The 24398-nt window shown below is 45.3% G+C and carries 21 protein-coding genes; 7 read left to right on the forward strand and 14 right to left on the reverse strand.

The window, feature by feature from the left end:
- Nucleotides 1–4: 4 nt before the first annotated feature.
- The 5 genes from dndE to R7040_RS18840 all read right to left on the reverse strand — a co-directional run bounded on the left by dndE (nt 5) and on the right by R7040_RS18840 (nt 7311).
- On the reverse strand, nt 5–352 hold the full coding sequence (dndE, locus tag R7040_RS18820) for a DNA sulfur modification protein DndE (protein WP_005491668.1): 348 nt from the start codon (nt 350–352) through the stop codon (nt 5–7).
- The gene (gene dndD, locus R7040_RS18825) at nt 352–2361 is read right to left on the reverse strand and encodes a DNA sulfur modification protein DndD (RefSeq protein WP_005491632.1); all 2010 of its coding nucleotides are present in this window, start codon (nt 2359–2361) and stop codon (nt 352–354) included. The genes dndE and dndD overlap by 1 nt, the downstream gene beginning before the upstream one ends.
- Before the next feature lie 8 nt (nt 2362–2369).
- Nucleotides 2370–4001, reverse strand: coding sequence for a DNA phosphorothioation system sulfurtransferase DndC (locus tag R7040_RS18830; RefSeq protein WP_005491667.1), 1632 nt, complete (start codon nt 3999–4001; stop codon nt 2370–2372).
- Nucleotides 3998–5077 (reverse strand): DNA sulfur modification protein DndB, encoded by a 1080-nt coding sequence (gene dndB / locus R7040_RS18835; protein WP_022591085.1) that lies wholly within the window; start codon nt 5075–5077, stop codon nt 3998–4000. The genes R7040_RS18830 and dndB overlap by 4 nt, the downstream gene beginning before the upstream one ends.
- A 197-nt stretch (nt 5078–5274) precedes the next feature.
- A complete protein-coding gene (locus tag R7040_RS18840; protein ID WP_005491620.1) occupies nt 5275–7311 on the reverse strand; it encodes a DNA phosphorothioation-associated putative methyltransferase in 2037 nt (678 codons plus the stop codon).
- Nucleotides 7312–7707: 396 nt separating this feature from the next.
- On the opposite strand from R7040_RS18840, the gene R7040_RS18845 reads away from it, so the two are divergent.
- The 3 genes from R7040_RS18845 to R7040_RS18855 are packed head-to-tail and all read left to right on the forward strand — an operon-like array spanning nt 7708 to nt 9960.
- Nucleotides 7708–7899 (forward strand): helix-turn-helix transcriptional regulator, encoded by a 192-nt coding sequence (locus R7040_RS18845; RefSeq protein WP_005491636.1) that lies wholly within the window; start codon nt 7708–7710, stop codon nt 7897–7899.
- A 13-nt stretch (nt 7900–7912) separates the two neighbouring features.
- Nucleotides 7913–9571 (forward strand): DUF927 domain-containing protein, encoded by a 1659-nt coding sequence (locus R7040_RS18850; RefSeq protein ID WP_005491634.1) that lies wholly within the window; start codon nt 7913–7915, stop codon nt 9569–9571.
- A gap of 53 nt (nt 9572–9624) precedes the next feature.
- On the forward strand, nt 9625–9960 hold the full coding sequence (locus R7040_RS18855) for a helix-turn-helix domain-containing protein (protein WP_005491665.1): 336 nt from the start codon (nt 9625–9627) through the stop codon (nt 9958–9960).
- 19 nt (nt 9961–9979) lie between these two features.
- Here R7040_RS18855 and R7040_RS18860 read toward each other — a convergent pair whose 3' ends face one another.
- The 9 genes from R7040_RS18860 to R7040_RS18900 all read right to left on the reverse strand — a co-directional run bounded on the left by R7040_RS18860 (nt 9980) and on the right by R7040_RS18900 (nt 17690).
- Nucleotides 9980–11164, reverse strand: a complete 1185-nt coding sequence (locus tag R7040_RS18860; protein WP_005491669.1) for a site-specific integrase — start codon at nt 11162–11164, stop codon at nt 9980–9982.
- 171 nt (nt 11165–11335) lie between these two features.
- The gene (gene mnmE, locus R7040_RS18865; RefSeq protein ID WP_005383836.1) at nt 11336–12697 is read right to left on the reverse strand and encodes a tRNA uridine-5-carboxymethylaminomethyl(34) synthesis GTPase MnmE; all 1362 of its coding nucleotides are present in this window, start codon (nt 12695–12697) and stop codon (nt 11336–11338) included.
- 130 nt (nt 12698–12827) lie between these two features.
- Nucleotides 12828–14450 carry a membrane protein insertase YidC gene (gene yidC / locus R7040_RS18870; RefSeq protein WP_005383834.1) on the reverse strand — a complete coding sequence of 541 codons (1623 nt, stop codon included), beginning with the start codon at nt 14448–14450 and terminating at the stop codon, nt 12828–12830.
- A gap of 2 nt (nt 14451–14452) precedes the next feature.
- Entirely contained in the window at nt 14453–14710 is a 258-nt protein-coding gene (gene yidD, locus R7040_RS18875; protein ID WP_005378822.1) for a membrane protein insertion efficiency factor YidD, read from the reverse strand.
- Nucleotides 14677–15000, reverse strand: a complete 324-nt coding sequence (rnpA, locus tag R7040_RS18880) for a ribonuclease P protein component (RefSeq protein ID WP_005394102.1) — start codon at nt 14998–15000, stop codon at nt 14677–14679. The genes yidD and rnpA overlap by 34 nt, the downstream gene beginning before the upstream one ends.
- A 46-nt stretch (nt 15001–15046) precedes the next feature.
- Entirely contained in the window at nt 15047–15181 is a 135-nt protein-coding gene (gene rpmH, locus R7040_RS18885; protein WP_005378825.1) for a 50S ribosomal protein L34, read from the reverse strand.
- Nucleotides 15182–15423: 242 nt separating this feature from the next.
- Nucleotides 15424–16161, reverse strand: a complete 738-nt coding sequence (locus tag R7040_RS18890) for an amino acid ABC transporter ATP-binding protein (protein ID WP_005378827.1) — start codon at nt 16159–16161, stop codon at nt 15424–15426.
- A complete protein-coding gene (locus R7040_RS18895; protein WP_005378829.1) occupies nt 16158–16829 on the reverse strand; it encodes an amino acid ABC transporter permease in 672 nt (223 codons plus the stop codon). The genes R7040_RS18890 and R7040_RS18895 overlap by 4 nt, the downstream gene beginning before the upstream one ends.
- 114 nt (nt 16830–16943) lie before the next feature.
- Nucleotides 16944–17690: an amino acid ABC transporter substrate-binding protein gene (locus tag R7040_RS18900; protein WP_005378831.1), complete on the reverse strand. Its 747-nt coding sequence runs from the start codon at nt 17688–17690 to the stop codon at nt 16944–16946.
- A 412-nt stretch (nt 17691–18102) separates the two neighbouring features.
- Between R7040_RS18900 and dnaA the strand changes: the two genes are divergently transcribed.
- From dnaA to gyrB, 4 genes are all read left to right on the forward strand, one after another.
- A complete protein-coding gene (dnaA, locus tag R7040_RS18905) occupies nt 18103–19509 on the forward strand; it encodes a chromosomal replication initiator protein DnaA (RefSeq protein WP_005378835.1) in 1407 nt (468 codons plus the stop codon).
- 63 nt (nt 19510–19572) lie between these two features.
- Entirely contained in the window at nt 19573–20673 is a 1101-nt protein-coding gene (gene dnaN, locus R7040_RS18910; RefSeq protein WP_005394106.1) for a DNA polymerase III subunit beta, read from the forward strand.
- Between the two features lie 9 nt (nt 20674–20682).
- The gene (recF, locus tag R7040_RS18915) at nt 20683–21762 is read left to right on the forward strand and encodes a DNA replication/repair protein RecF (RefSeq protein WP_005378839.1); all 1080 of its coding nucleotides are present in this window, start codon (nt 20683–20685) and stop codon (nt 21760–21762) included.
- Nucleotides 21763–21775: 13 nt separating this feature from the next.
- Nucleotides 21776–24193, forward strand: coding sequence for a DNA topoisomerase (ATP-hydrolyzing) subunit B (gene gyrB, locus R7040_RS18920; protein ID WP_005378841.1), 2418 nt, complete (start codon nt 21776–21778; stop codon nt 24191–24193).
- Nucleotides 24194–24398: the final 205 nt, after the last annotated feature.

Genomic DNA, 24398 nt, shown 5'->3' on the forward strand with positions numbered 1-24398 from the left:
ATATCTAAATGGCTCTTGATATCTCGCTGCAAGATTTAAAGTTTCTAATACTAGCTATTCCATCTTCAATATGCGCAGCCCAAGCTTGTTGATACTCTTTACTATCAAGCCCTGGGTAGTACATTTTCAGTATAAGTTCCGTCACATCACCAGTTTCACCTAGCCACGTGTACTTATCTAGTACAAGTGAGCCATCCAATTTAGCTTCTTGGCCTTGGTATCTAAAGTCACTTTCAATAGAACGGAAGAAAGCGATGCGAGCTGATACGTTTGGAGTGATGCCAGTATATCCCTTCAACTTTTTAAGCTGCTCTTCAGTAGTACGAGTCAGGTTCATACGATTAGGTAGCATTACACAGCCTCCTTAGTTGTTTCTCTCCAGAAGTAACCTTCCTTCAAGGTTGAAGACTTAGTTGTACCGTCGAAACAGATCTCATAAGTACGAGCAATATCGTCTTGGATAAGGCTGGTGTAGTTTCTATCGATCTCTGTATCGGTAGATAAAATCACAACTTGATGGCTAGCGGTAGGGAAGTAGTTCTCTACCAGTTTGTCACGGTGATGTGAGTCTAATCTGCCTAGCGGAGTGTCAATGATGATGGGCAGTTTACGACCAGATGTACGGCCAAGAGCCTCTAGAATCGAGATCGCGTAGATTTGCTTCTCACCAGCAGACATCGCCTTACGGTTGATCTTAATACCGTGTTCATCAACTAACTCAACATCGAATGTTGCTGGGTTGATTGAAGCTGTGAGCTGTAAATCTTCCTTACGAGCAAGCTTTTTGTAGGACTGAACGAACTCGTTTTCTAACTGATTGACGCGAGCTTTAGTTAACTGTTCGCCAAATTTCTCTAGCAGTAAGATTGAGTTTTGGGCATTGCTAATACTCTGATCTTTATTGGATTGATCTTTATTCTTATCGTGTAGCTTCTGAATTTGACGGGCTGTTTCTAGTGCTTGGCGCAATTCGCGTTTTGCTTCTTCAAGCAAAGCATGGTATTCGATAATCAGCTTTTCTTTTTTCTTATCTAATGCGCGCACGTCCGCAAAAAGCTCTTGCACCTGCTCTTGCTCAGGAGCTCGCGCGATATTGTTTGAAGCGTTGTCGATCTCTTCTTCGACTTTTTGAAGACGCACTCGTGCTTCATCGAAACGTGAAAAAGATTCTCGAGCCAGATTTGAGAGTTGATAGTCAATCGTATTCGCTTGACGGTCGGAGATATCTAAAAGCAGCTCAGCAGAATCAAATTCACCCACGTGTGCTTTAAAGCTATCAGCAATCGCACTTTGAGCCATCTCGGTATCAAAACTTGGGTACTTTGAACGTAGTGTTTCTAAGAATGAGTCCAGTTCATTGCCAAAGTTCTGTTTCTTCTTAATCTGTTGTTCTTGCTTGATCTGAGTTTGAAGGCGCTGCATTGCATTAGGTGCTAGTGCGAATGGAAGACTTGTCTCCATCTCCATGCGGATTTGCTTTTCAAGCTCTACTTTCTCTTTAAGCAAGCTATCTACTTTTTGTTGCTCATCTTCTCGAGTTTTAGCCCAAGCGCCGCCGTTTTGAGATAGCTTATTCTCTAGGCTAAGGATATCACGTGATACGAGCTCAATTTGTGCATCAACGATGTCCGCTTCACCACGAAGTTTCTCTGCATTGCGCTCGTGGCTGATACGTTGCTCATCAAGAGAATCCATTTCCTCTTTTAAAGATTGGCTTAGTGCGCTAGAACCTTGTTTCTTCAAGAATATATTTAAGTCACTCTTGAGCTTTGCGATAACATCTAGGCCCAATAGTCGACGGACTGCGGTCTTTAGCACCGTGCCTGACTCATCTTCCGCAAGCTCTGCGATTTTCTCGCCGTCGAAGAAGAACAGGTCAGCAATGCCTGTTGGGATCAGTTCATTAAGGAAGCCCTGACACTGCTCGTAGTTGAGCTCTGGTATTTGGATGCCATCTTTCTCAAGACACAGGCTATCTTTCTTACCGCGTTTCCAGCCGCGAATCACTTTATAAGTGTTTTCTTCGCCGTTTTGGCTGTATTTAAACTCAAGCTCAATCGATGCGTTATCTTGCACACCACCATGACCTACACCCTTGTGAATAAGCTCAGATAGAGCTTCAACATATTCGCCATTGGAAAGGACTTGGCTAAAAGATTGACGCCCAAATAGAGCTAAACGTACAGCGGTTAGGATCGACGTTTTACCAGCACCGTTAAGGCCACCAAACAGAATAATTGGTCGTTCGGTTCCTTCAATAGGGCCATTTTTACTCAGACGAGCAGGAGCAGGGCGCAAGTCGATTTCATGTACGCCACGGAACACTCGAAAGTTGTTTAGAGTTAGTTTTGTAATTAACATTTCAGTATTTAAAACTCTTTTTGAAGCTGCTTATCTAGCTCTGCAAGTTGGTCGTTGTAGCGCTCGATCTCTTTTTGGTGAATATCAAACTCAGCTTTACTCTGTAGTGAAGCATGTTTTTGTTTGATTTCTTCTAAGCTTCCCCAATCCCTTTTTAATAGCGATGCGATTTTATTGGAAATGCCACTACGACGGCTTAAGCCTTCCATCGAGACTTCTAGCTCGATAAGCTTCATGATCATCTCTGGTGCAATATCAAAGTTGTCACAAAGCTCATGGATAAGTTGAGCGTCATCTTTACCAAAGCTTGCGTTATCGTCATATACCCAATCAAGGTCGTAACCGTAAACTTCTTTGAAAATTTTAGGTAGAGAATCGTCCCAATCTGGCTCATTTGGATCGTGAATCCACTCTTGGCGAATAGCATGAAGTTCAGGTACTGTGATCAGCTCAATCTCTCTTCCTTCAGCTTTAAACTTCTTATCCAGCTCAAGTAACTCGCGCAACCATTGTCGACGATACTTGAGCCAGTAAGGTCCAGGGACGTGCTTACGCTCTGTTGCAATGTCTTCGCCTTCTTTTGCGTATTGGTAGCTAACTTTACCTGTGCGACGTTTATGGTTTCGGTACTCTTCTTTGTTCGCTGGGTCGGTTGTCATGGATAACTTATTGCGGAACTCAAGAAGAGGAGCCATCCACTCTTCACCGTTTTGGATAAGGCTTTCCATTGCACGGTCTTTGGTTACGACAGTACATGTCCAGCAACCAAAGCGAGAGTTACCACAAGACGGTGTTGTCTCATCAATGACCATTGGACATTCGCCTTGACCAGAGGAGTCTTTGTAGAGGTTCCACAGCACAAGATTTTTGCCGCCCCATGGGTTTTCCCATTCAAGATCATATTTATCGATCCAAATGTTTTTAGGCCCGTAAGGTGTTTGTTTCGTTTCTAAATGACAAAGACGCAGTAATTTCCATACATCGTCAACACCCCATGTATCGATGGGAGTAAAAATGAACGCATTCGCAAGTGTTGTATGGCGGGCTAATCGTGAGCCGTCAATTTTGTGTTTCGCGATGACCTGCGCGCGTGATGCACTCTCTTGGCTACGAGAGCCAAGTACAACAATCACTTCGTCAAACTGTGAGACTTTAGACTTGATAAAGTCACTCACAGGGTCAATCTTCATTCGCTCTGTACACCAACGGAAAGAGCGTGTTGGCGCTGGGTAGCCTTTACCAAGCAAGTTGGCCCAAAACGTTTGATTGTCTTTAGGGACGACTTTATGGCAAGTGATTGGTAGGTTATCGCGCTTTGCGCCTTTCTCTATAGCGGCTAACGAGTCTTTGATGTGGTTAACGACGACAGGTGTTTCAACTAGTGTGTCTGAAGATACAACAAAGACAGGCTTGTGGCGGTCTTTGGGTTCCAAACCAAGCAGTGCCAAGTAAACCAACGACATAACTGCTGATGAGTCTTTACCACCACTGTAACCAATTACCCATGGACGTTTATCCGCACAGTAAACACGCTGAACGTCAGCAATATAGTGGCTTAATTTGTTATTAGCGAAGTCTTCTGCATTGATAAAGTCTTCGTACTCGGCTAGGTCTTCTGCCAATTGTAGCTCGTGTATCATGATAACTGCTTCTCTAGAGCCTTTTCTTCAGGGGTTAGCGGTAACCCAAGTTCAATTTTTAATGCGTTGGCGGTAAGTTGGATATTCGTCGTCGACTTACTCAATTTTCCGTGGTTCATGCTTCGTTTAATCCACTCTGGGTTGGTTTTTAACCAGTTTACGTTTGCCAACTGTTGCAGTTTCTGTTTCCAATTGTTTGGCTCCTGGCAGAGGAGGTGCTTACCCAAAACACCAATGGCATGTAAGCCAACACCATGTGCATGAATGTACTCTTGTCTTAGTTGTGCAGGTGATACTTCTTTGTCTATTACCATCTGCCAATCTTTTATATGGCGAGTAACTTCAGCCCAAAACTCAGCAGCAAGTTTTTTTTCGTCTTCGTTGAAGCCGTCTTTTGGCCCTTTACTCAACAGTGCTCGGGTAGATTGTTTGATGCTACTTAATGTGAAAAGTTTATTTGATTTTGGGCTGATGCTGGATTTCTCCATTTCAGTCAGACCTACGAATGGTTTTACTTTGGTCGCTAATTCACGAGCGAGTTCTGAACTTTCATCTCTGTGGTCGTAAAGCGTACCCAGAGATGGACTTGGTTTGACGGCATACTTGTTTAGATCAGCAAACATTTGTTGGCTTCTATCTAGCCCTTCATCGATAAAGAACAAGACAGGAATATTGTCTTGGCCCAGATCGGGATTTTCTTTTAGAGCTTCTTCGATTGCTTTACGCCTATGCTGACCATCATTGATCAGAATTTGAGCGTCCATAGGGATTTGAAGTGTTCCCAAATTCGGAGCACCTTGATGATCGTGAAAAGAAATATTGACACCAACTGAAGCCGTTAATGCCGAAAATACATACTCTTTCGGGTTGTCGAGCAAGTACTTCACCATTTCAGGGATCCGAGTTTTGTTAAGCGTTCTTTGAGCTCGCAACTCTGGAGGGACATCATCTTCGTTGTAGCTGAATATCTTAGGGATAATCCGAAGAGGGCATGTCGCAATGTAAAACGGACGACCTGCTTGAATACCTCTGACAGCGGGAAAAGAGTAGCAATAGCCGGAATCTTGATTTTGCATAGTTGGCTCGAAGGTTATGTTATTTGTCCATGACATTTAATATAGATGGTGTGTCATTTTTTGACAAAGTTAATCTTTGAGTTTGTGATATTGTGTTTTTGTTATGTTTTATTGTTGGTAGATATGACAAACCAAGTCGTGCATTCTACAGGTATCAGGATCAGATTTCTATGGGGTGCTTGGTTTTTAAACTCTTTTTACGAAAGCGAGTGTGCCCTTAAGGTAAAGCCTTTGATTTCCTTGCTATGCTTTTCAAGCAAGACCTCAAATTCAGCGCGAACCATGTGGCTTTCTTCGGTTGGTTCAAAATCTAATAAGGTGGCTAAGCGTTTATCAAAGCTCAGTTGCTTTTTGTAGTTCTCGTGTTCGGGGGGCATGTAAAGATGCTTGTTTAACAGAGGCGGTCTACGCTTTTCATTCACATAATCAAAGAAGTCGATATCTTGTTCTGCCATTTTTATTTTTATGCGCTCAACTAAAAACGGTACGGAATGCTCGAAGTTATCATAAGCGGTTAAGGTGAGTTTACCTGACGTGATATGGATTTTGACAAGATCTATTTCTTCATCCAGTTCCCCGTACATTTGTAAACCTGCCCCCACGTATACACGTAGCAGCAAAGGTAAATCATCAATATAGTCTCGGTGTAGGATGATGGAATGCCCTTCATTCAATAAACTTGCGGGTAGTTGTTGGTGGGCCTTTTCACATTGCGTATTGATTAAGCTTGTATCGGCTATCGCAAACAGTAACTCCGCAGCTAGGTTAAGTGCGGTTTTATAATCATCAAATAGAGCTTTGATATCGCGTTTGAGTGACTCTGGTTGCTGCGTGTAAGGCTTTCTCTTTTCAAATAGCCCCATAGCAAAGTAAAGCAAAAGGTCTTCTTTGCGACGCTTTTCTGCGTTTTCGAACTCTTTGGTATCGAACATTTCTTGCAGTAAACCAAACACTTTTTTATGAGAACCAATTAGACTTCTCACTTCTTCAGAACGGTTAAATTCGTCATTCGCCGGTACCCGGCCAAGTTCCAGACATACGTTCCAAAAATCATCAAACAGAGTGCTGTTTTGGCTAATGGCCAACTTGGCTTTATCTTTACTCTCTATAGGCTGAGGCGATGTCAGTTGATGCCAAGTATGGTGCCGCTGGTACTTACTTTGGAGGTAACGTTGTTCTTCTAGCTTATCTTTGAATATGTAGAAGATGCCCGGTGCAACGGCAATCGCGTCTTCTTGCAAAGAACGTTCTAGGTACCCTTTGAATTCTGATTGTGCGTAGTATTTTTGGAATGTATTTCTTGTCGTAATCACCCCATCTTTATAGGGCTGAAACTGCGCAATGTACGAATCATTAGCCAGCATGACAGAGACGACCAGAATTTTGTTGGCGAGCTCCCAAGCGCTCAATAGTGCTTCAAGACGTTCATCTTGGTCTTCGATAACATTTAGGACAAACCCCAAGTTCACAATGTCCGAATTGACTTTATCGTTATCAGGCGAAAAAACCGGGTCCCAGCCCAATACATCGAGCCCGTGTGCTTCAAGTTCTCTCAGGTCGTCCCCTCGGCCGCATCCGTAATCGAAAATAGAAAACCGTCCATCTAAGTAACCTTGCTTCGCCAATGTCTTCATTGGGCCTGATAGCTCATGGCGTACAATGGCGGTTTTGTGACGATCTATTCCAGGCTCTTGTTGAGCATCATTCAATGCATCTGGTTCGTCTTTCAGTATCCTCCCATCGACTAACCGGTATCCCTTTTTTTGGATCAAATTTAACCACGACTGTTTGAAGCCAATAGTGCGGGTGTTCTCGTATAGGCCTGCCTCCACCCCTTCTTTAGTCAGCGCTGTGAAGAGCTCATAATGGTCACTGCTCGGCAGAATCATCGTCTCTTTTCTATGCAGGATCGGTGGGTTTTCTGAAGAGCGATAACAAGTCACTTTATGACTAAGTTTGCTCAAATCTACATTCAGGCTTTGCTCTAACGCTGGGTAGGAGTCGGTATAAAAGGTTGGGTAGTTCAACAACGATAAACGGAATTCCTTTTTAAACAGCTTGATGAGGTTCCATTGATTATCCGGCAAGTTCACTGCCTGAGCTACAGCTGGTATGAACTTTCTCAGTTCAGGTGGAATCTCACTCATAGCATCTCTGTGCAGGTATACCGCATCTGGGAGTTGTTTTCCGATATGAATTTGTTTTACAAGTTGCTTAAATGATTGAAAGTCCATTTTTTAGTAGCGATTCCAGTTTGTAGAGCCAAATAGATATTTTAGCTTTATTGTTAATGGGTTCGCCCAACCAATCAGACATGTTTGACAGTAATTATAAAAAAAACACTTTCACATGTGAAAGTGAGTCTCTAATCACTATGCGTTAAACATGGTGAGCAGCTTAACGCATTAGCGGGTGACTTAACGCATAGCGATTTGTGGCTTGATGATTAACGGTGAAGCAGCGCCGAATCGCATTACTGCATCATTATCTGATCTTAATTTCCCTCTAGGGGCGCTCTGGCTTCAAGTTATCTGCTCTAGTTGCCCAAAATGGGCCTGAGCACCGCGCGCCTTTGCGTTACTCACCCTGCAAACTATTCCTTGATTATTCATTAACTGTCAGGAGTAGTTATGACCGAACAAAAACAATCAAATCAGCTATTAAGCTATCAAGAAGTTTGTCAGTTAACTCAGTTGTCTCAGGCAACCATTCGCCGTTATGTGAGAAATGGCTCCTTTCCTTCTCCAGTGAACTTATCACCAGGTGCACGAAGTGTGAGGTTTCGTCTTGAAGATGTGCAGAAGTGGCTTTTGAGCCTGTGACGGTGAGGTGTGTATGTATAGAAACAAAAATAACGCACTGGAATACTGTGACAAGGAAGAAGGTTGGGTGGCTATTAGCTCTGAGCTTTCTGTCGTAGCACGAGTTAGAGCGCAAGATAAAAAGTCAGGTTACGGTGCCTGTATTGAGTTTGTGAATATGGATCTTGTTCCTGTCCGGTTGGTTGTACCTGCAAATCGAATTTTAGGTAGCGCAAGTAACACACTTCGTGAGGAGCTATTTGATCGTGGCTTTTGGCTAGAAGATGAGAAGTACAACTGGAGCCTTGTACTACGCTACGTACGTCAACAGATAAAACAAGCGCCATCTGGCATCAGTGCATTTAATACAGGCTGGCATGACGATGTATTCGTGACGACGGAAACCACTTTTGGTGCATCCGAGGAGCCATATTTTTATGCGGGAGCAATTGTTGATAGTAATTTTCAAGTCAAAGGTAGTCTAGCTAATTGGCAACAGGAGATAGGTTGTCTTTTGAGTGGAAACCCAACCTTGATATTTGCTGTTGGAGTCGCACTTGCCGCACCGCTACTAGCACCATCGGGAGGAGAAAGCTCAGTCTTTCATTTAATGGGTTCATCAAGCCAAGGTAAGTCTGGTGCTATTTACGTTGGATCGTCTGTTTATGGTTCCCACTCTTACAAGAAGACTTGGTATAGCACGAACAATGGTATCGAATCTGTATCAGTCAATTACAACGATGTCATGTTGCCGCTCGATGAGATTGGCATGGCGAGAAGTGAGAATTTGGATACAGCGGCTTACCAGATTGTGAATGGCGATGGAAAGTTAAGAATGTTAATTACAGGGGCTTTGGGTAAACAAGCAAAGTGGCGAACCCTTGTACTTAGCACTGGTGAGGTTGGTTTGATTGATTTGCTGGAAGAGATCGGCAAAAAACCCGCCGCAGGCCAATTGGTCAGAATAGTTGAGATACCGCTGACGGAAAAATATGGCTGTTTTTCTAGCATTCACCGATTTAATGACTCTCACGAATTTGCCAAACATTTGGAAGAGGCAACGAAAAAGCACTATGGTTCGTTATTTCCAGCTTGGATGTGCTTGATAGTAAAGCAGCCAGATCTGGAACTGTTGTTAAGATCGGAAACGGATAGGTTGATGCAGCGCTGGAAAGAAAGCTGTATGTCAGCTCAAGTTCTTAGGGTGCTGCATCGCTTTTGCTTGGTTGCCGTTGCGCTCTCACTGGCCTCTCGACACAAACTCGTACCGTGGAGCGAAGAAGAGTCTTTATTCTCTGTGTACAGTATTTTTCAGCGCTGGATTGCAGCCAGAGGGCACACTCAAAATCACGAAGAGTTTGAAGTGCTTTTAGCATTGAAGCGGGCTCTCGCCAAATGGGAAAAGCAGTTAAGTGAGATATCCAGCGGAAGATCATCAAACACGGGGTACTTCCGACGTGATGGAGATGAGATCCAGTGGCTGATTCATAAAAATGTGTTTATTCGTGATCTCCAGCTGCGCAAGCAATACATCAGCCAGCTGACTCCTTTGGTTCAACGACGCTGGTTTGAATCAAACGAGGGAGCCAGGGGGACACTACGAGTAAAAGTGAACGGTAAGTTGGAAAGGTTTTTTGCTTTTACTCCAGCTCAAATTATCCAAGAACTAGAGGAGCTGACCGCCGATGCGTAATCCGTTTCCCAGTTTTCCCACATTTCCCAGAGCAGTGGCATGGAGGGGGAGTTATGACAAGCAATGAACAAGTCCTTCTCCAGTCCATTTTAGCAAAAATCGATCATGTAGAACGGGTTGTGTTAGAGCAGCGTTTGCAGCAACAAAAGGTGGAGCTGCTTGGAAAGGACATTCTAACCGTTGATGAATGTGCAGCCTTGTTGGGTTTATCAACCAACCAGCTTTATAAGTTAACGAGCTCGGCAGAGATCCCTTATTTTAAGCTTGGCAAACACCTCAGATTTGAGCGTCAAGCAATCATGGATTGGGTAGAGAAAATGCGAGTTTCATCTCGCTATGAGATCGAAAAAAGGGCAGCAAACTATGTCGCCACCACTTCTCGTAAGTAATACTTTCATAGCAGCGGCCTTAGGCCGCTGAATCTTTTCCAGAAGAAGCAAAAATATCGGGGAATGTGAGCATGGCTTCCATCCTACGTTGCTCTATGATGTCAGCGTAGATCTCGGTTGTCTTGAGTTCGCTGTGGCCGAGCAGTTTCGATACAGCGTATATATCGATTCCTCGGCTCAGCTGAATTACAGCAAAGGTATGACGACCAGCATGGAATGTAACGTGCTTACTTATTCCAGCAGCCAGAGCCCATCTAAGCAGTTCTACATTTATATAAGAAGAGTATTTCAATCCCTTGAATACGCGCTCGTGAGAGGCTTTGGGGCTACCCAAAAGTGATTCTGCTGACTTTGGGATGTCTAAATACTGAAGGCTCTTAGCATCGCCGTGAGAGAGTTTTACCTGGTCGAAGATAATTCGTTTGTGATTATTGAATGTCTCTATTTCTGACCAAGTAAGTCTGTGGATATCGCACCAACGCATCCCCGTTGCACATGAGAACAAAAACGCACTTTTAAGGACAGGGTAGCGACATTCTGTGTGAGCTAACGCGTTGACCTCATCCAGTGTTAAATAAACCCGCTTAGTCGTTTTCGCTTTAATACTGGTCACTTGTGCAAGCGGGTTATCACGAATAATACCTTCTCGATGTGCTTCGTTGATCGCCGCTCGAACTTTATTGAAGTAGGAGCTTTGTGTGTTGCGAGATAACGCGGTATCACTCTTGGTTTTCGCTTCATTGGTCAGGTAATACTTAAACCCATCTAACCAGTCTTTATCCAGCTCATCAAAGCTAAGATCATGTTTCCCGCAGTAGAACAGCAGGTGTTTACGAGCTGACAGCCATATCGAGTGGTTGGAAGTTGAGGTGGTTTGTTCTTTGATATCAACTTGCCGTTGAAAGTAATCAATGAAGCTAGCTGAACGCTTGGTTCGATCCTCAAAACCGTGCTTTTGGGATTGCCACTCAACCAGTCGTTTACTCTTAATGGTTTCGGCGAGAAGCATATGTTCTTTGTTGTGTTGGCGCTGGGTGGGTGTTTTAGGTTTGTCGTGAACGTACAGGTCTAAGGTTTCGTAGCTGCGCTTACGTTTATTTTGGCGTCCACCTTGCGTATTTGTGGTGTAGCCATAGTCATAAACTAAGCGTAGTGAGCGTGTGCCATCGGTTCTAAGTGTTCGTTTTTCAATGGAAATTTTCATTTTAGCCCCCAATTGGTCCCCAATACGGCATTTATCATGTCATTGGGGGCCAACTGGGGACTAGAATTGGCAATTAACGGCAATAGATGGAAACAAATGGCAAATGACGATCTAATAAAATCAGTGTGTTATCTACCGTTGCTTGCTGTTGTTTTCCGTTATTTGCCCACTTTACTTCCCGATACAGAATGAAGAGAAGATTCGTCCCAGTAAGTCGTCAGAACTGAACTCACCGGTAATCTCATTGAGATGTTGTTGGGTGATGCGTAGCTCTTCAGCCAATATTTCACCTGCCATATAGCCTTCAAGCTGCTCCTGGCCTATTTGAAGGTGCTGTGCGGCACGTTCTAATGCATCGAGATGACGACGACGAGCCATAAACCCACCTTCACTGTTGCCAGAGAAGCCCATACACTCCTTGAGATGATCGCGCAGAGCTTCAACCCCTGCACCAGTCTTCGCTGACAAACGGATAAGAGTAGGGTTATTGACGTGGCAGATCCCCATATCTTCACCCGTTTGATCCGCTTTATTACGGATCACAGTTATGCCAATGTTGTCTGGTAGGCGATCCACAAAATCTGGCCAGATATCTTTCGGATCGGTGGCATCGGTTGTCGTGCCATCCACCATGAACAACACGCGGTCTGCTTGGGCTATTTCATCCCACGCGCGTTCGATACCGATTTTCTCTACTTCATCGGAAGCATCACGCAAACCTGCAGTATCGATGATGTGCAGAGGCATGCCATCAATATGGATATGCTCACGCAGTACATCACGCGTAGTTCCTGCGATGTCGGTTACGATTGCAGACTCTTTACCCGATAGCGCGTTCAGCAGGCTTGATTTGCCCGCATTTGGACGACCCGCAATCACGACTTTCATCCCTTCACGCATAATAGCGCCTTGGTTAGCTTCTTTGCGCACCGCATCTAGGTTGTCGATGATGGCTTGTAGGTCACCAGCCACTTTACCGTCGGCCAAAAAGTCGATCTCTTCTTCAGGGAAGTCGATGGCTGCTTCAACATAGATACGCAAATGAATCAGCGACTCAACTAAGGTATTAATGCGGCCTGAAAATGCGCCCTGTAAGGATTGCAGCGCCGATTTTGCTGCTTCTTCAGAACTGGCATCAATGAGGTCTGCAATCGCTTCGGCTTGAGCTAAGTCGAGTTTATCGTTCAGAAATGCGCGTTCAGAGAACTCACCAGGGCGAGCAGCTCGAATACCATCTATACCTAGAATGCGTTTTATCAGCATATCCATCACGACAGGGCCGCCATGGCCTTGCAGCTCAAGTACGTCTTCACCTGTAAATGAGTGTGGGTTAGGGAAGTACAGTGCGATGCCCTGATCAAGCACAGTGCCATCTTCTGACTTAAACGGCAGGTACTCTGCGTAGCGGGGCTTTAGTGTTTTGCCAGTGACTTCTAACGCCACTTGGTTGGCTTTAGGGCCAGAAACTCGAATAATACCGACACCGCCACGACCAGGCGCGGTCGCTTGAGCGACAATCGTATCTGTAGTCATAATTTTGCCTTTTGAGCTGGGCTATAGGGAAGATACCTAGGGAGCCATCACAATTAATTAGCTGAATTGTAATCAGCCAAAAACAAAAAGGCGACCTTTTGGCCGCCTTTCTCAATCATTTCCTAAAAGGTTACTTGCTGTGTAAGCCTTTTTTCTCTAATCCTTTGTAGATCAGAGTTTGCTGGATAAGCGTTACGATGTTCGACACCAACCAGTACAGAACGAGACCTGATGGGAAGAACAAGAAGAAGAAGGTAAACATAACCGGCATAAAGGTCATGATCTTCTGCTGCATTGGATCCGTTACTGTTGTCGGGCTCATCTTCTGGATTAGGAACATTGACGCACCCATCAGTAGAGGCAGGATGTAGTAAGGGTCCTGCGCTGAAAGGTCATGAATCCAACCGAAGAATGGAGAGTGACGTAGCTCAACCGATTCCATTAGTGCCCAGTAAAGCGCGATGAAGATAGGCATCTGTAGGATAAGAGGTAAACAGCCACCTAGTGGGTTCACTTTCTCTTTCTTGTACAGTTCCATCATTTCTTGGCTCATGCGCTGACGGTCATCACCGATACGCTCACGCATTGCTTGCAGCTTAGGCTGTAGCATGCGCATTTTCGCCATAGACGTGTATTGCGCTTTTGTTAGTGGGTACATTGCACCACGAACGATGAAGGTCAGACAGATGATTGCCACACCCCAGTTGCCAACAAAGCTCTGGATGAATGAAAGCAACATATGAAGAGGCTTCGCAATGAACCATAACCAGCCGTAGTCCACTACTAGGTCTAGGTTAGGTGCCACTTCTGCCATTTCATCTTGCAGTTTTGGACCAACCCAAAGTGTTGCTTCAAACTTAGCCTGATCGCCTGTTGCGATAGTTTTGTTCGGCATACGAACGCCGATGTCGCCGAGGTTGCCAATTACACGAGTGTATAGGTTAGTACCTGGTTCGTTACGTGGGATCCAAGCTGCGGCAAAGTAGTGCTGAATCATTGCTGCCCAACCTTGGCCATCGGCTAGGTTAAGAGACAGGTTGCGATCCTGCATATCATCAAAGCTGTACTTCTTGTAACGCGTATCTTCTGTTGAGTATGCGCCACCACGGTAAGTAGGCATTGTGATGCTACCACCATCGTCCATTAGGTTTTGACGTAGGTGAGCGTACATACCAAATGTTGCGTTGTTGCCTGAGTTGTTCACTACATCGTATTCAACATTAAGCGCGTAGCTGCCGCGTTTAAAGATGTAAGTTTTGGTGTATTCGATGCCGTTTGCAGTGAATGTCATCGGAACGCGAAGTTCATCTTGACCGTCAGCCATTGTGAAGCTGTCTGCACTTACGTTGTAGTGAGGGCGATTTGTGCTGCTCAAGTCGATACCTTGAGGACCCACTAGACCGCTTTGAGCGATAAATTGGTGACCTTGAGCGTCTTTAAGCAGAACAAAGGAATCTGATGAATCTAACTCAGCAGAGTATTCGTTAAGGTTGGCATGTACCACATCGCCACCAACGGTGTCGATCGACAGAGTTAAAACATCAGTCGTTACTGTGATAGTTTTTGCAGAAGCTTGCTGTTGACCAGGAACTGGGTCAAGTTCATCAGCAAAAGATGGTGCAGGTAGAGTGCTGCTTGATTGAGCCTGTTCAACTGCTTGAGGTTCTGGATTCTTTGCAACTTGCCATTGTTGAAACAGCAAAAAAGAAACCAGGGCCAAACCGATGAGCAGGATATTACGTTGAGAATCCATCGTTAGTTATCTCTGTCTTGTTTTTGGACTGGTGGAACGGGGTCATACCCCCCTTCATTCAAAGGGTGGCATTTTAATAGACGTTTGCCTGATAACCAACATCCTTTTACAAAACCGTGAGCTCTCAAAGCTTCTAGCGCGTAAGTGGAACAGGTTGGTGTGAACCGGCAACGAGGACCAATCAAAGGGCTGATAAACCAGCGATACAGATAAACGAGCCCAATGGCTATCCACGTGAAGGGCGAGACAGGCGTTGCCATAGCTTATCAAACAACTTAAAAATTTCCTCATTGCTTAAATCTTGCGCGCTTTTCTTCGCAATCACAACAAAATCTTTGTTTGGAAGCTGATGTTGATTGTTACGAAAGCTTTCACGAGCCAAACGCTTAAATCGGTTACGACCGACAGCCGTTTTGATTTGCTTTTTGGGAACCGCTAAACCTAATCGTGGGTGAGAAAGTTTGTTATTGCGAGCAATGATGGTGAAATGAGGCGAGCCAGCTCGATGAGCTTGCTGGAAGACGTTTTGATAATGCTCGGGAGTTAACAAACGTAACTCCCGATTAAACGCGTACGTGTTCAAAATAAACTAGCGATTATTTTGATAGGCGCGCACGGCCTTTTGCACGACGTGCGTTGATAACTTTACGACCGTTCTTAGTTGCCATGCGAGCACGGAAGCCGTGAGTACGCTTGCGCTTTAGAACTGTAGGTTGAAAAGTGCGTTTCATGATAATTACCTTTACTGATCAGTAGTTTTAGGTTCTTGTTAAACCCGGCGTGGGTATTTGCTTTCTTATATAAAGAAGCTCTTTATATAGAGAAGGACAACCGACGCCTCTCAACAAAGAGGCGGAATTGTAATCACACTCACATAATGTGTCAATGACTCAATGAGTACGAAATTCCGGCCGGGCGATTATACGTAGTGTGAGTAAAATCTCAAGGATCAATCGATCCTGATGCTTGATCGTTACTCTATTCCTACTTGGTTAAGGAATTTTTTCAAACGAGGATCTTGTGGATTATCGAAGATATCCTGTGGAGAACCTTGCTCAACGATATTGCCTTCCGCCATGAAGATCACTCTATCAGCGACTTCTTTAGCAAATTGCATCTCGTGTGTTACCACCAGCATGGTTTGATGCTGATTAGCTAACTTCTTCATTAATGAGAGAACTTCACCGACCCATTCCGGATCCAGCGCAGAAGTTGGTTCGTCAAACAACAGCAGTTCTGGTTGCAGCGCCATCGCTCGGCCGATACCCACACGTTGTTGTTGGCCGCCAGACAATGCCGCTGGATAACTATCGCCTTTATCCCCAAGACCGATGTCATCCAGAATTTGTTGCGCTCGTTTGAGAGCATCGGCTTTTTTCCAGCCTCGAACGGTCACTAGACCTTCGGCAATGTTCTGGCGCGCATTCATGTGGGCAAACAGGGCATAGTTTTGGAACACAAAGCCAGTTCGACGACGCAGCGCTAATACTTCGGCTTTAGTGTGTTTTTGAGTATCAACGGAGATGTCATCTATCGTGATACGACCTTCATCTGCTTGTTCTAGAAAGTTCACCGTACGCAGCAAGGTTGATTTACCCGTGCCACTTGAGCCGATAATCACGATGATCTCACCTTGCTTAATATCGAGGTCGATGCCTTTCAGCACTTCAGTCTCACCAAAACGTTTGTGAATATTTTCTAACTTGATCATCGTACGTACGCCTTATTCAGTTTTGCTTCTGCCCAGATTTGTACGCGAGTCAGAATCACCACCACTCCCCAGTAAATAAGAGCAACCGCAAGGAAAGCTTCAAAGAAACGGAAACTTGATGAGGCTTCCATCTGTGCTTTCGCCATGATTTCGGCCACACCAAGCGTGAAAGCGAGAGACGTTGACTTGATCATATCGATGAAATAGTTCATCAATGAAGGCAGTGCGACACGCGTTGCTTGAGGTAAAATCACTCGGCGCATTGCTTGGGATGTCGTCATACCGACCGATAAGCTCGCTTCCATTTGGCTGCGATCAATGCCAATAATGGCGGCACGAATACTTTCCGCCATATAAGCGGCAAAGTGCAGCGTTAAACCGATCACCGCTGCTGAAAAGGCGTCGATACCGACCATCAATGGAAAAATTTGCGGTAAGCCGTAATAAAGCAGGAAAAGCTGAACCAACAGTGGGGTGCCACGGAAGAAGCTGATGTACAGTTGGCTTAATTGATCCAGAACTGGCAGTTTAAATACGCGAATATTGGCTAAAATGACGGATAAAATCAGCGAAAACACCAATCCCCATGTCGCCATTTCCATGGTTGTGCCAAGATATTTCAGCAATATCGGCAGCAGTTCCAACATGTAATTAAAGTCAAATCCCATACGGCTTACCTAAAGGCTAGAGAAAAGAAAAGGTGGAAAACAAGTTCCACCTTTACGTAAGTTTATTTTAGTCCGAGAGTGATACCACTTTGCGGCCTAAAGTACAAAGAGTTCTTATTTCGTGATGTCAGCGCCAAACCACTTCACGGAAATTTTCTCTACTGTACCATCTGCGCGCATCTCAGCCAGTGCTTTGTTTACTTCTTCTTGCAGCTTACGACCTTTCTCGTTGTCAACGAAAGGCCATGCGTTTTGAATGGTCTCAAACGGTTCGCCTGCCAATTCCAGAGGAAGGCCAGTTTTCTTAATCAGCTCTAACGCAGAAAGACGATCCATTACAAACGCGTCTGCACGACCGAGCGCCACGTCATGTTCGATACCTGTGTCGTACGTTTTAATGTTGATCTTGCCGTCTTTGTCGTATTGACGCAGCAGTTGCTCAAAGTTAGAGCCTAGGTTCACCGCAACGGTTTTGCCCGCAAGATCGTCAACACCTTTGATGCTGTCGTTGCCTTTACGCACGGTAATTTGTGCGCCATCTACAACGTAAGGGTCAGCAAATAGGTATTTAGCTTTACGCTCATCAGTCATGGTGATTTGGTTGGAGATCGTATCGATACGACCAGTTTCTAAAAGACCAAATAAACCAGAGAAGTTGGCTGTTACGTATTCGATTTTGTAATCGTTACGTTTACCGATTTCATCCCACATGTCGACTTCAAAGCCTTGTAGCTTGTCTTGCTTTACAAAAGTAAACGGGAAGTAGCGACCTGACATACCAACTTTGACTTCAGTAGCGGCTTGTACGGTTGCTGCCGACAGTGCAATGGCTGCAACGGCAACCTTAATCCAGTTTTTCATAATACATCTCCATAATTTTATGGTTGGAAATACTACTGTTAGTTAGCTCAATTAAATAAATAACCAAGAGCAATAACCTAGACCTGTGAGTTATTAGATAATAGAAGAAGAATGTTAAATGTGACGAAAATGCGAACTGAACCTAGCGAAATGATCGACAAAATCAGCATTGGGAATAAAATAATACACAGACTTATCACCAATCGCTCGATCTTGTGAGTTTTGCCCAATTGTGGATCGTTGTGTGGGCAAATTTGGGGCAAGGTGTGTTGATCTCATCAAGTTTGCAGAAATAATTGTGAATAACTTGGATCTTATTCACTGGATCGTCGATCAATCGCTGGCGATCTTGGTTATCAACAGGTAAAATTGCCAGTCTTTTCCGATAATTCAATTACTCAGTGGGGGCACCGTGTCATCTTCGCTTTGGCTGCAATGTTTGCAGCAGCTTCAAGAAGAGCTACCAGCTACAGAATTCAGCATGTGGGTTCGTCCGCTACAAGCGGAGCTCAATGACAATACTCTCACTCTATTCGCGCCAAACCGCTTTGTGTTGGACTGGGTGCGTGATAAGTATCTGAACAATATTACTCGCTTACTGCAGGAATACTGCGGTGGCGATATTCCTAACTTACGTTTTGAAGTGGGGAGCCGACCTGTCTCTGCACCAAAACCAGCGCCGACACGTACGCCTGCAGATGTGGCTGCCGAGTCATCTGCACCTGCGCAATTACAGGCGCGTAAGCCAGTACACAAAACCTGGGATGACGACGCTCAAGCGATTGCGGCTATCAATCACCGCTCAAACATGAACCCAAAACACAAGTTCGATAACTTTGTTGAAGGTAAGTCGAACCAACTGGGTTTGGCTGCGGCGCGTCAGGTATCGGATAACCCAGGTGCAGCTTACAACCCACTATTCCTATACGGCGGCACGGGTTTGGGTAAAACCCACTTATTGCATGCGGTGGGTAACGCGATTGTGGATAACAACCCGAACGCAAAAGTGGTCTACATGCACTCAGAACGTTTTGTGCAAGACATGGTGAAAGCGCTGCAAAACAATGCGATTGAAGAATTCAAACGCTACTACCGCAGCGTGGATGCGCTCCTTATCGATGACATCCAATTCTTTGCTAATAAAGAACGTTCACAAGAAGAATTCTTCCATACCTTCAACGCACTATTGGAAGGTAATCAGCAGATCATTCTAACGTCTGACCGTTATCCTAAAGAAATTAATGGCGTTGAAGATCGTCTTAAATCTCGCTTTGGTTGGGGTCTTACTGTTGCGATCGAGCCGCCTGAGCTTGAAACGCGTGTGGCGATCTTGATGAAAAAAGCTGAAGATCACCAAATCCACCTTGCTGATGAAGTGGCATTCTTCATTGCCAAGCGTCTGCGTTCGAACGTTCGTGAGCTAGAAGGTGCACTGAACCGTGTTATTGCGAACGCGAACTTTACTGGCCGTCCAATTACGATTGATTTTGTTCGTGAAGCGCTGCGCGATCTGCTTGCTCTACAAGAGAAGCTTGTGACAATCGATAACATTCAAAAGACAGTGGCGGAATACTACAAGATTAAAGTAGCGGACTTGCTGTCTAAGCGTCGTTCTCGTTCTGTAGCGCGTCCTCGTCAGCTGGCTATGGCGTTAGCAAAAGAACTAACCAACCATAGCTTGCCTGAAATTGGCGATGCGTTTGGGGGCCGCGATCATACGACCGTACTTCATGCTTGTCGCAAGATTGAGCAGCTGCGTGAAGAGAGCCACGACATTAAAGAAGATTACTCTAACTTGATTCGCACCCTGTCTTCGTAATCGGTTAGAATAACGGTATTCTAAGCAAATCATTTATTGAGCTGACAGCGTAAAGAGCCAAGCATGAAATTTACCATTGAACGTAGTCATTTAATCAAACCGCTACAGCAGGTTTCGGGCGCTTTAGGTGGCCGACCAACCCTGCCAATCCTGGGTAACCTACTTCTTAAAGTAGAAGAGAACGTATTGTCGATGACGGCAACCGATCTTGAAGTAGAGTTAGTAAGCAAAGTGACGCTAGAAGGTGATTTTGAAGCGGGCAGCATTACCGTTCCTTCGCGTAAGTTTCTCGATATCTGCCGTGGTTTACCGGACGATGCGATCATCACATTTGTATTAGAAGGTGATCGTGTACAAGTTCGCTCTGGTCGCAGCCGTTTCTCGTTGGCAACGCTTCCTGCGAACGATTTCCCTAATATTGAAGACTGGCAAAGCGAAGTGGAAGTATCACTGAGCCAAGCTGATTTACGTACGCTGATCGACAAAACTCAGTTCTCGATGGCGAATCAAGACGTTCGTTACTACCTCAACGGCATGTTGTTTGAAATTGACGGCACCACGCTACGCAGCGTGGCGACGGACGGCCACCGTATGGCGGTATCGCAAACTCAGCTAGGTGCGGACTTTGCGCAGAAGCAAATCATCGTGCCACGCAAAGGTGTGCAAGAATTAGTAAAGTTGATGGATGCGCCAGAGCAGCCCGTAGTACTTCAGATCGGTAGCTCCAATGTTCGTGCTGAGGTGAATAACTTTACTTTTACCTCTAAGTTGGTTGATGGTCGTTTCCCTGACTACCGCCGTGTATTGCCTCAGAGCACCAATAAGACACTAATAGCAAGTTGTGACGAGTTGCGCCAAGCCTTCTCTCGTGCTGCGATTCTTTCCAACGAAAAATTCCGTGGCGTGCGAGTGAATCTGGCTGATACTGAAATGCGCATAACCGCGAATAACCCAGAACAAGAAGAAGCGGAAGAGATGCTTGATGTAACCTTTGAAGGTGACGCCATCGAAATCGGCTTTAACGTAAGCTATGTGCTTGATGTTCTGAACACGTTGCGTTGTGAAAATGTACGTGTGTCGATGTCGGATGCTAACGCCAGCGCGTTGATTGAAAATGCCGACGATGACAGTGCCATGTACGTGGTGATGCCAATTCGTCTATAAGCCAACTGAATGCCTCTTTCTCGTCTCATCATTCAGCAGTTTCGAAACATTAAAGCCTGTGATATTGAGTTATCAGCAGGCTTTAACTTTCTTATCGGGCCGAACGGCAGCGGTAAAACCAGTGTCTTAGAAGCGGTTTATCTGCTCGGGCATGGCCGCTCATTCAAGAGCTCTCTCACCGGACGAGTGATACAAAATGAGTGTGACGAACTGTTTGTTCATGGTCGTTTTTTGAACTCGGATCAATTTGAGCTACCTATCGGCATTAATAAGCAGCGTGATGGCTCAACAGAGGTTAAAATAGGCGGTCAATCTGGACAAAAATTAGCGCAGTTGGCACAAGTTCTGCCTCTGCAGTTGATACACCCAGAAGGGTTTGATTTACTGACAGATGGCCCTAAACATCGTCGTGCGTTTATTGATTGGGGCGTGTTTCATACCGAGCCCGCTTTTTATCAAGCATGGGGAAGGTTCAAGCGCCTGAACAAGCAGCGCAACGCGTTGTTGAAAACCGCCAATAGTTATCGTGAGCTCAGTTATTGGGATCAGGAAATGGCAGGGTTGGCTGAAAACATCAGCCAATGGCGAGCAAGTTACATCGAGCAGATGAAAACCGTCGCAGAAACTATCTGTCAGACATTTTTGCCAGAATTTGAGATCCAATTGAAGTATTATCGTGGCTGGGATAAAGACACTCCATACCACGAGATACTAGAAAAGAATTTTGAGCGTGATCAGGCATTGGGATACACCTTTAGTGGCCCAAACAAAGCTGATTTGCGCATTAAAGTGAACGGAACGCCCGTTGAAGATGTTCTGTCACGCGGTCAATTAAAACTCATGGTGTGTGCATTGCGTGTAGCGCAAGGGCAACACCTGACAGAGATGGCCGGTAAACAATGCATTTACCTAATTGATGACTTCGCGTCGGAATTAGATAGCCAACGTCGCAAGCGTCTTGCTGACTGCTTAAAAGAGACGGGCGCACAAGTATTTGTAAGCTCTATCACTGAAAGCCAAATCGCCGATATGTTGGACGATAACGGTAAATTGTTTCATGTGGAACATGGCAGGATAGAGTCAAACTAGAAGAGAGAAACTCATGTCTGAAAATTACGATTCATCGAGTATTAAGGTACTGAAGGGTCTGGATGCGGTACGTAAGCGTCCAGGAATGTACATCGGCGATACGGACGACGGCACCGGCCTTCACCACATGGTTTTCGAGGTGGTGGATAACTCAATTGATGAAGCGTTGGCAGGTCACTGTAAAGACATCGTTGTGACAATTCATGAGGATAACTCGGTTTCCGTTAGCGATGATGGTCGTGGCATTCCAACAGAAATCCACTCAGAGGAAAATGTCTCTGCAGCAGAAGTAATCATGACGGTTCTTCACGCGGGTGGTAAGTTCGACGATAACTCATACAAAGTATCGGGTGGTCTTCACGGGGTAGGTGTTTCAGTAGTAAACGCACTATCAGAGAAAGTTGAGCTAACGATTCATCGTGGTGGCCATATCCATACGCAAACCTACCGCCATGGTGAGCCTCAAGCGCCACTAGCCGTTGTGGGTGATACGGATAAAACCGGTACACAAATTCGTTTCTGGCCAAGTGCCGAGACGTTCTCTAACACAGAGTTCCACTATGACATTCTGGCGAAGCGCCTGCGTGAACTGTCATTCCTGAACTCTGGTGTGTCGATCAAATTGGTTGATGAACGTGAAGCGGACAAACATGATCACTTCATGTATGAAGGTGGTATTCAAGCGTTCGTTGATCACCTAAACACCAACAAAACGCCAATCATCGAAAAAATCTTCCACTTTAACTCTGAGCGTGAAGACGGCATTTCAGTTGAAGTGGCGATGCAATGGAACGATGGTTTCCAAGAGAACATCTTCTGCTTTACCAACAATATCCCACAGCGTGATGGTGGTACTCACCTTGCTGGTTTCCGTGCTGCGCTAACACGTACATTGAACAGCTTTATGGATAAAGAAGGTTTCTCGAAGAAAGCGAAAACAGCGACTTCAGGCGACGATGCGCGTGAAGGTCTAACTGCGGTTGTTTCGGTGAAAGTGCCTGATCCTAAGTTCTCAAGCCAAACAAAAGACAAACTGGTTTCTTCTGAAGTGAAATCAGCTGTTGAGTCTGCAATGGGTGAAAAACTGTCTGAGTTCCTGATTGAGAACCCGACAGAAGCGAAGATGGTTTGTTCGAAAATCATCGATGCAGCACGTGCTCGTGAAGCAGCGCGTAAAGCTCGTGAAATGACGCGCCGTAAAGGTGCGCTAGACCTAGCTGGCCTTCCAGGTAAACTTGCAGACTGTCAGGAAAAAGATCCGGCACTCTCTGAACTATACATAGTGGAGGGTGATTCGGCAGGCGGCTCCGCAAAACAAGGCCGTAACCGTAAGAACCAAGCAATCCTACCGCTAAAAGGTAAGATTCTTAACGTAGAAAAAGCACGTTTCGACAAGATGCTATCTTCTCAAGAAGTAGCAACACTGATCACCGCACTAGGTTGTGGTATCGGTCGTGACGAGTACAACCCGGACAAGCTTCGTTACCACAACATCATCATCATGACCGATGCCGATGTCGATGGTTCGCACATCCGTACGCTACTGTTGACCTTCTTCTACCGTCAAATGCCAGAGCTTATCGAGCGTGGTTACGTGTACATCGCTCAGCCACCACTATACAAAGTGAAAAAAGGCAAACAAGAGCAGTACATCAAAGATGAAGAAGCGATGAACCAATACCAAGTATCATTAGCTCTGGATAATGCATCGCTACACGTAAACGCAGAAGCACCTGCACTGGCTGGTGAAGCACTAGAGAAGCTTGTTCAACAGTACAATGCGGGTATTAAACTGGCGGAACGTATGAGCCGTCGCTACCCAAGTGCTTTGGTAAACGAGTTGATTTACACTCCTCGCCTAACGCCAGAGCAATGCCATGACGCATCAGTTGTGGAAGCTTGGACGAAGCAGCTTATTGAACAGCTGAATGCGAAAGAAGTGGGGGCAAGCCAGTACAGCTACGAAGTTGAGCAGCACGAAGAGCTAGGCTTAAACTTGCCTAAGATTGTGGTTCGTACTCACGGCGTGACGCACGAACATGCAATTAGCATCGACTTCCTAAACTCGAAAGAGTACGGCAAGTTGGCTGATCTATCAGAAGCACTTGATGGACTTCTGGAAGAAGGCGCGTACATCAAACGTGGTGAGCGTACTATGCCAGTGGCAAACTTTGCAGAAGCGCTTGACTGGTTAGTGAAAGAGTCAATGCGTGGCTTAAGCCGTCAGCGCTACAAAGGTCTAGGTGAGATGAACCCAGACCAACTTTGGGAAACCACCATGGACCCAGAAACTCGTCGTATGATGCAGGTAACGATTGAAGATGCGGTAGGTGCAGATCAACTGTTCACTACGCTAATGGGTGACCAAGTAGAACCTCGTCGTAACTTCATCGAAGAGAACGCACTGAAAGTAGCGAACCTAGACGTATAACGACACTGTTCGTGATCGTAAAAAGCAGCGAGAAATCGCTGCTTTTTTTGTTGTACCACCAGCTAAAATCGCCACTTTCTGCTAAAGCGGATGTTTTTCTGGTACTAACTGCCAACAACCCGATCAAGCCTGCCATTTTATATCTGTTTTCTTTTTTTCTCGCCATTTTGTTCGCTTGAGCGCTTTTGCTTTCTTTTTTCTGCTC

It is taken from the genome of Vibrio sp. 1069 (genome assembly GCF_033340555.1).

Coding starts and splice junctions, on each gene's coding strand:
- R7040_RS18900 (WP_005378831.1), bottom strand. CDS start 17,690: ATGAAAAACTGGATTAAGGTTGCCGTTGCAGCCATTGCACTGTCGGCA.
- R7040_RS18830 (WP_005491667.1), bottom strand. CDS start 4,001: ATGATACACGAGCTACAATTGGCAGAAGACCTAGCCGAGTACGAAGAC.
- R7040_RS18860 (WP_005491669.1), bottom strand. CDS start 11,164: ATGAAAATTTCCATTGAAAAACGAACACTTAGAACCGATGGCACACGC.
- dndE (WP_005491668.1), bottom strand. CDS start 352: ATGCTACCTAATCGTATGAACCTGACTCGTACTACTGAAGAGCAGCTT.
- dndD (WP_005491632.1), bottom strand. CDS start 2,361: ATGTTAATTACAAAACTAACTCTAAACAACTTTCGAGTGTTCCGTGGC.
- mnmE (WP_005383836.1), bottom strand. CDS start 12,697: ATGACTACAGATACGATTGTCGCTCAAGCGACCGCGCCTGGTCGTGGC.
- R7040_RS18855 (WP_005491665.1), top strand. CDS start 9,625: ATGACAAGCAATGAACAAGTCCTTCTCCAGTCCATTTTAGCAAAAATC.
- R7040_RS18890 (WP_005378827.1), bottom strand. CDS start 16,161: ATGATCAAGTTAGAAAATATTCACAAACGTTTTGGTGAGACTGAAGTG.
- yidC (WP_005383834.1), bottom strand. CDS start 14,450: ATGGATTCTCAACGTAATATCCTGCTCATCGGTTTGGCCCTGGTTTCT.
- rpmH (WP_005378825.1), bottom strand. CDS start 15,181: ATGAAACGCACTTTTCAACCTACAGTTCTAAAGCGCAAGCGTACTCAC.
- yidD (WP_005378822.1), bottom strand. CDS start 14,710: ATGGCAACGCCTGTCTCGCCCTTCACGTGGATAGCCATTGGGCTCGTT.
- dndB (WP_022591085.1), bottom strand. CDS start 5,077: ATGCAAAATCAAGATTCCGGCTATTGCTACTCTTTTCCCGCTGTCAGA.
- gyrB (WP_005378841.1), top strand. CDS start 21,776: ATGTCTGAAAATTACGATTCATCGAGTATTAAGGTACTGAAGGGTCTG.
- R7040_RS18850 (WP_005491634.1), top strand. CDS start 7,913: ATGTATAGAAACAAAAATAACGCACTGGAATACTGTGACAAGGAAGAA.
- recF (WP_005378839.1), top strand. CDS start 20,683: ATGCCTCTTTCTCGTCTCATCATTCAGCAGTTTCGAAACATTAAAGCC.
- R7040_RS18895 (WP_005378829.1), bottom strand. CDS start 16,829: ATGGGATTTGACTTTAATTACATGTTGGAACTGCTGCCGATATTGCTG.
- R7040_RS18845 (WP_005491636.1), top strand. CDS start 7,708: ATGACCGAACAAAAACAATCAAATCAGCTATTAAGCTATCAAGAAGTT.
- R7040_RS18840 (WP_005491620.1), bottom strand. CDS start 7,311: ATGGACTTTCAATCATTTAAGCAACTTGTAAAACAAATTCATATCGGA.
- dnaN (WP_005394106.1), top strand. CDS start 19,573: ATGAAATTTACCATTGAACGTAGTCATTTAATCAAACCGCTACAGCAG.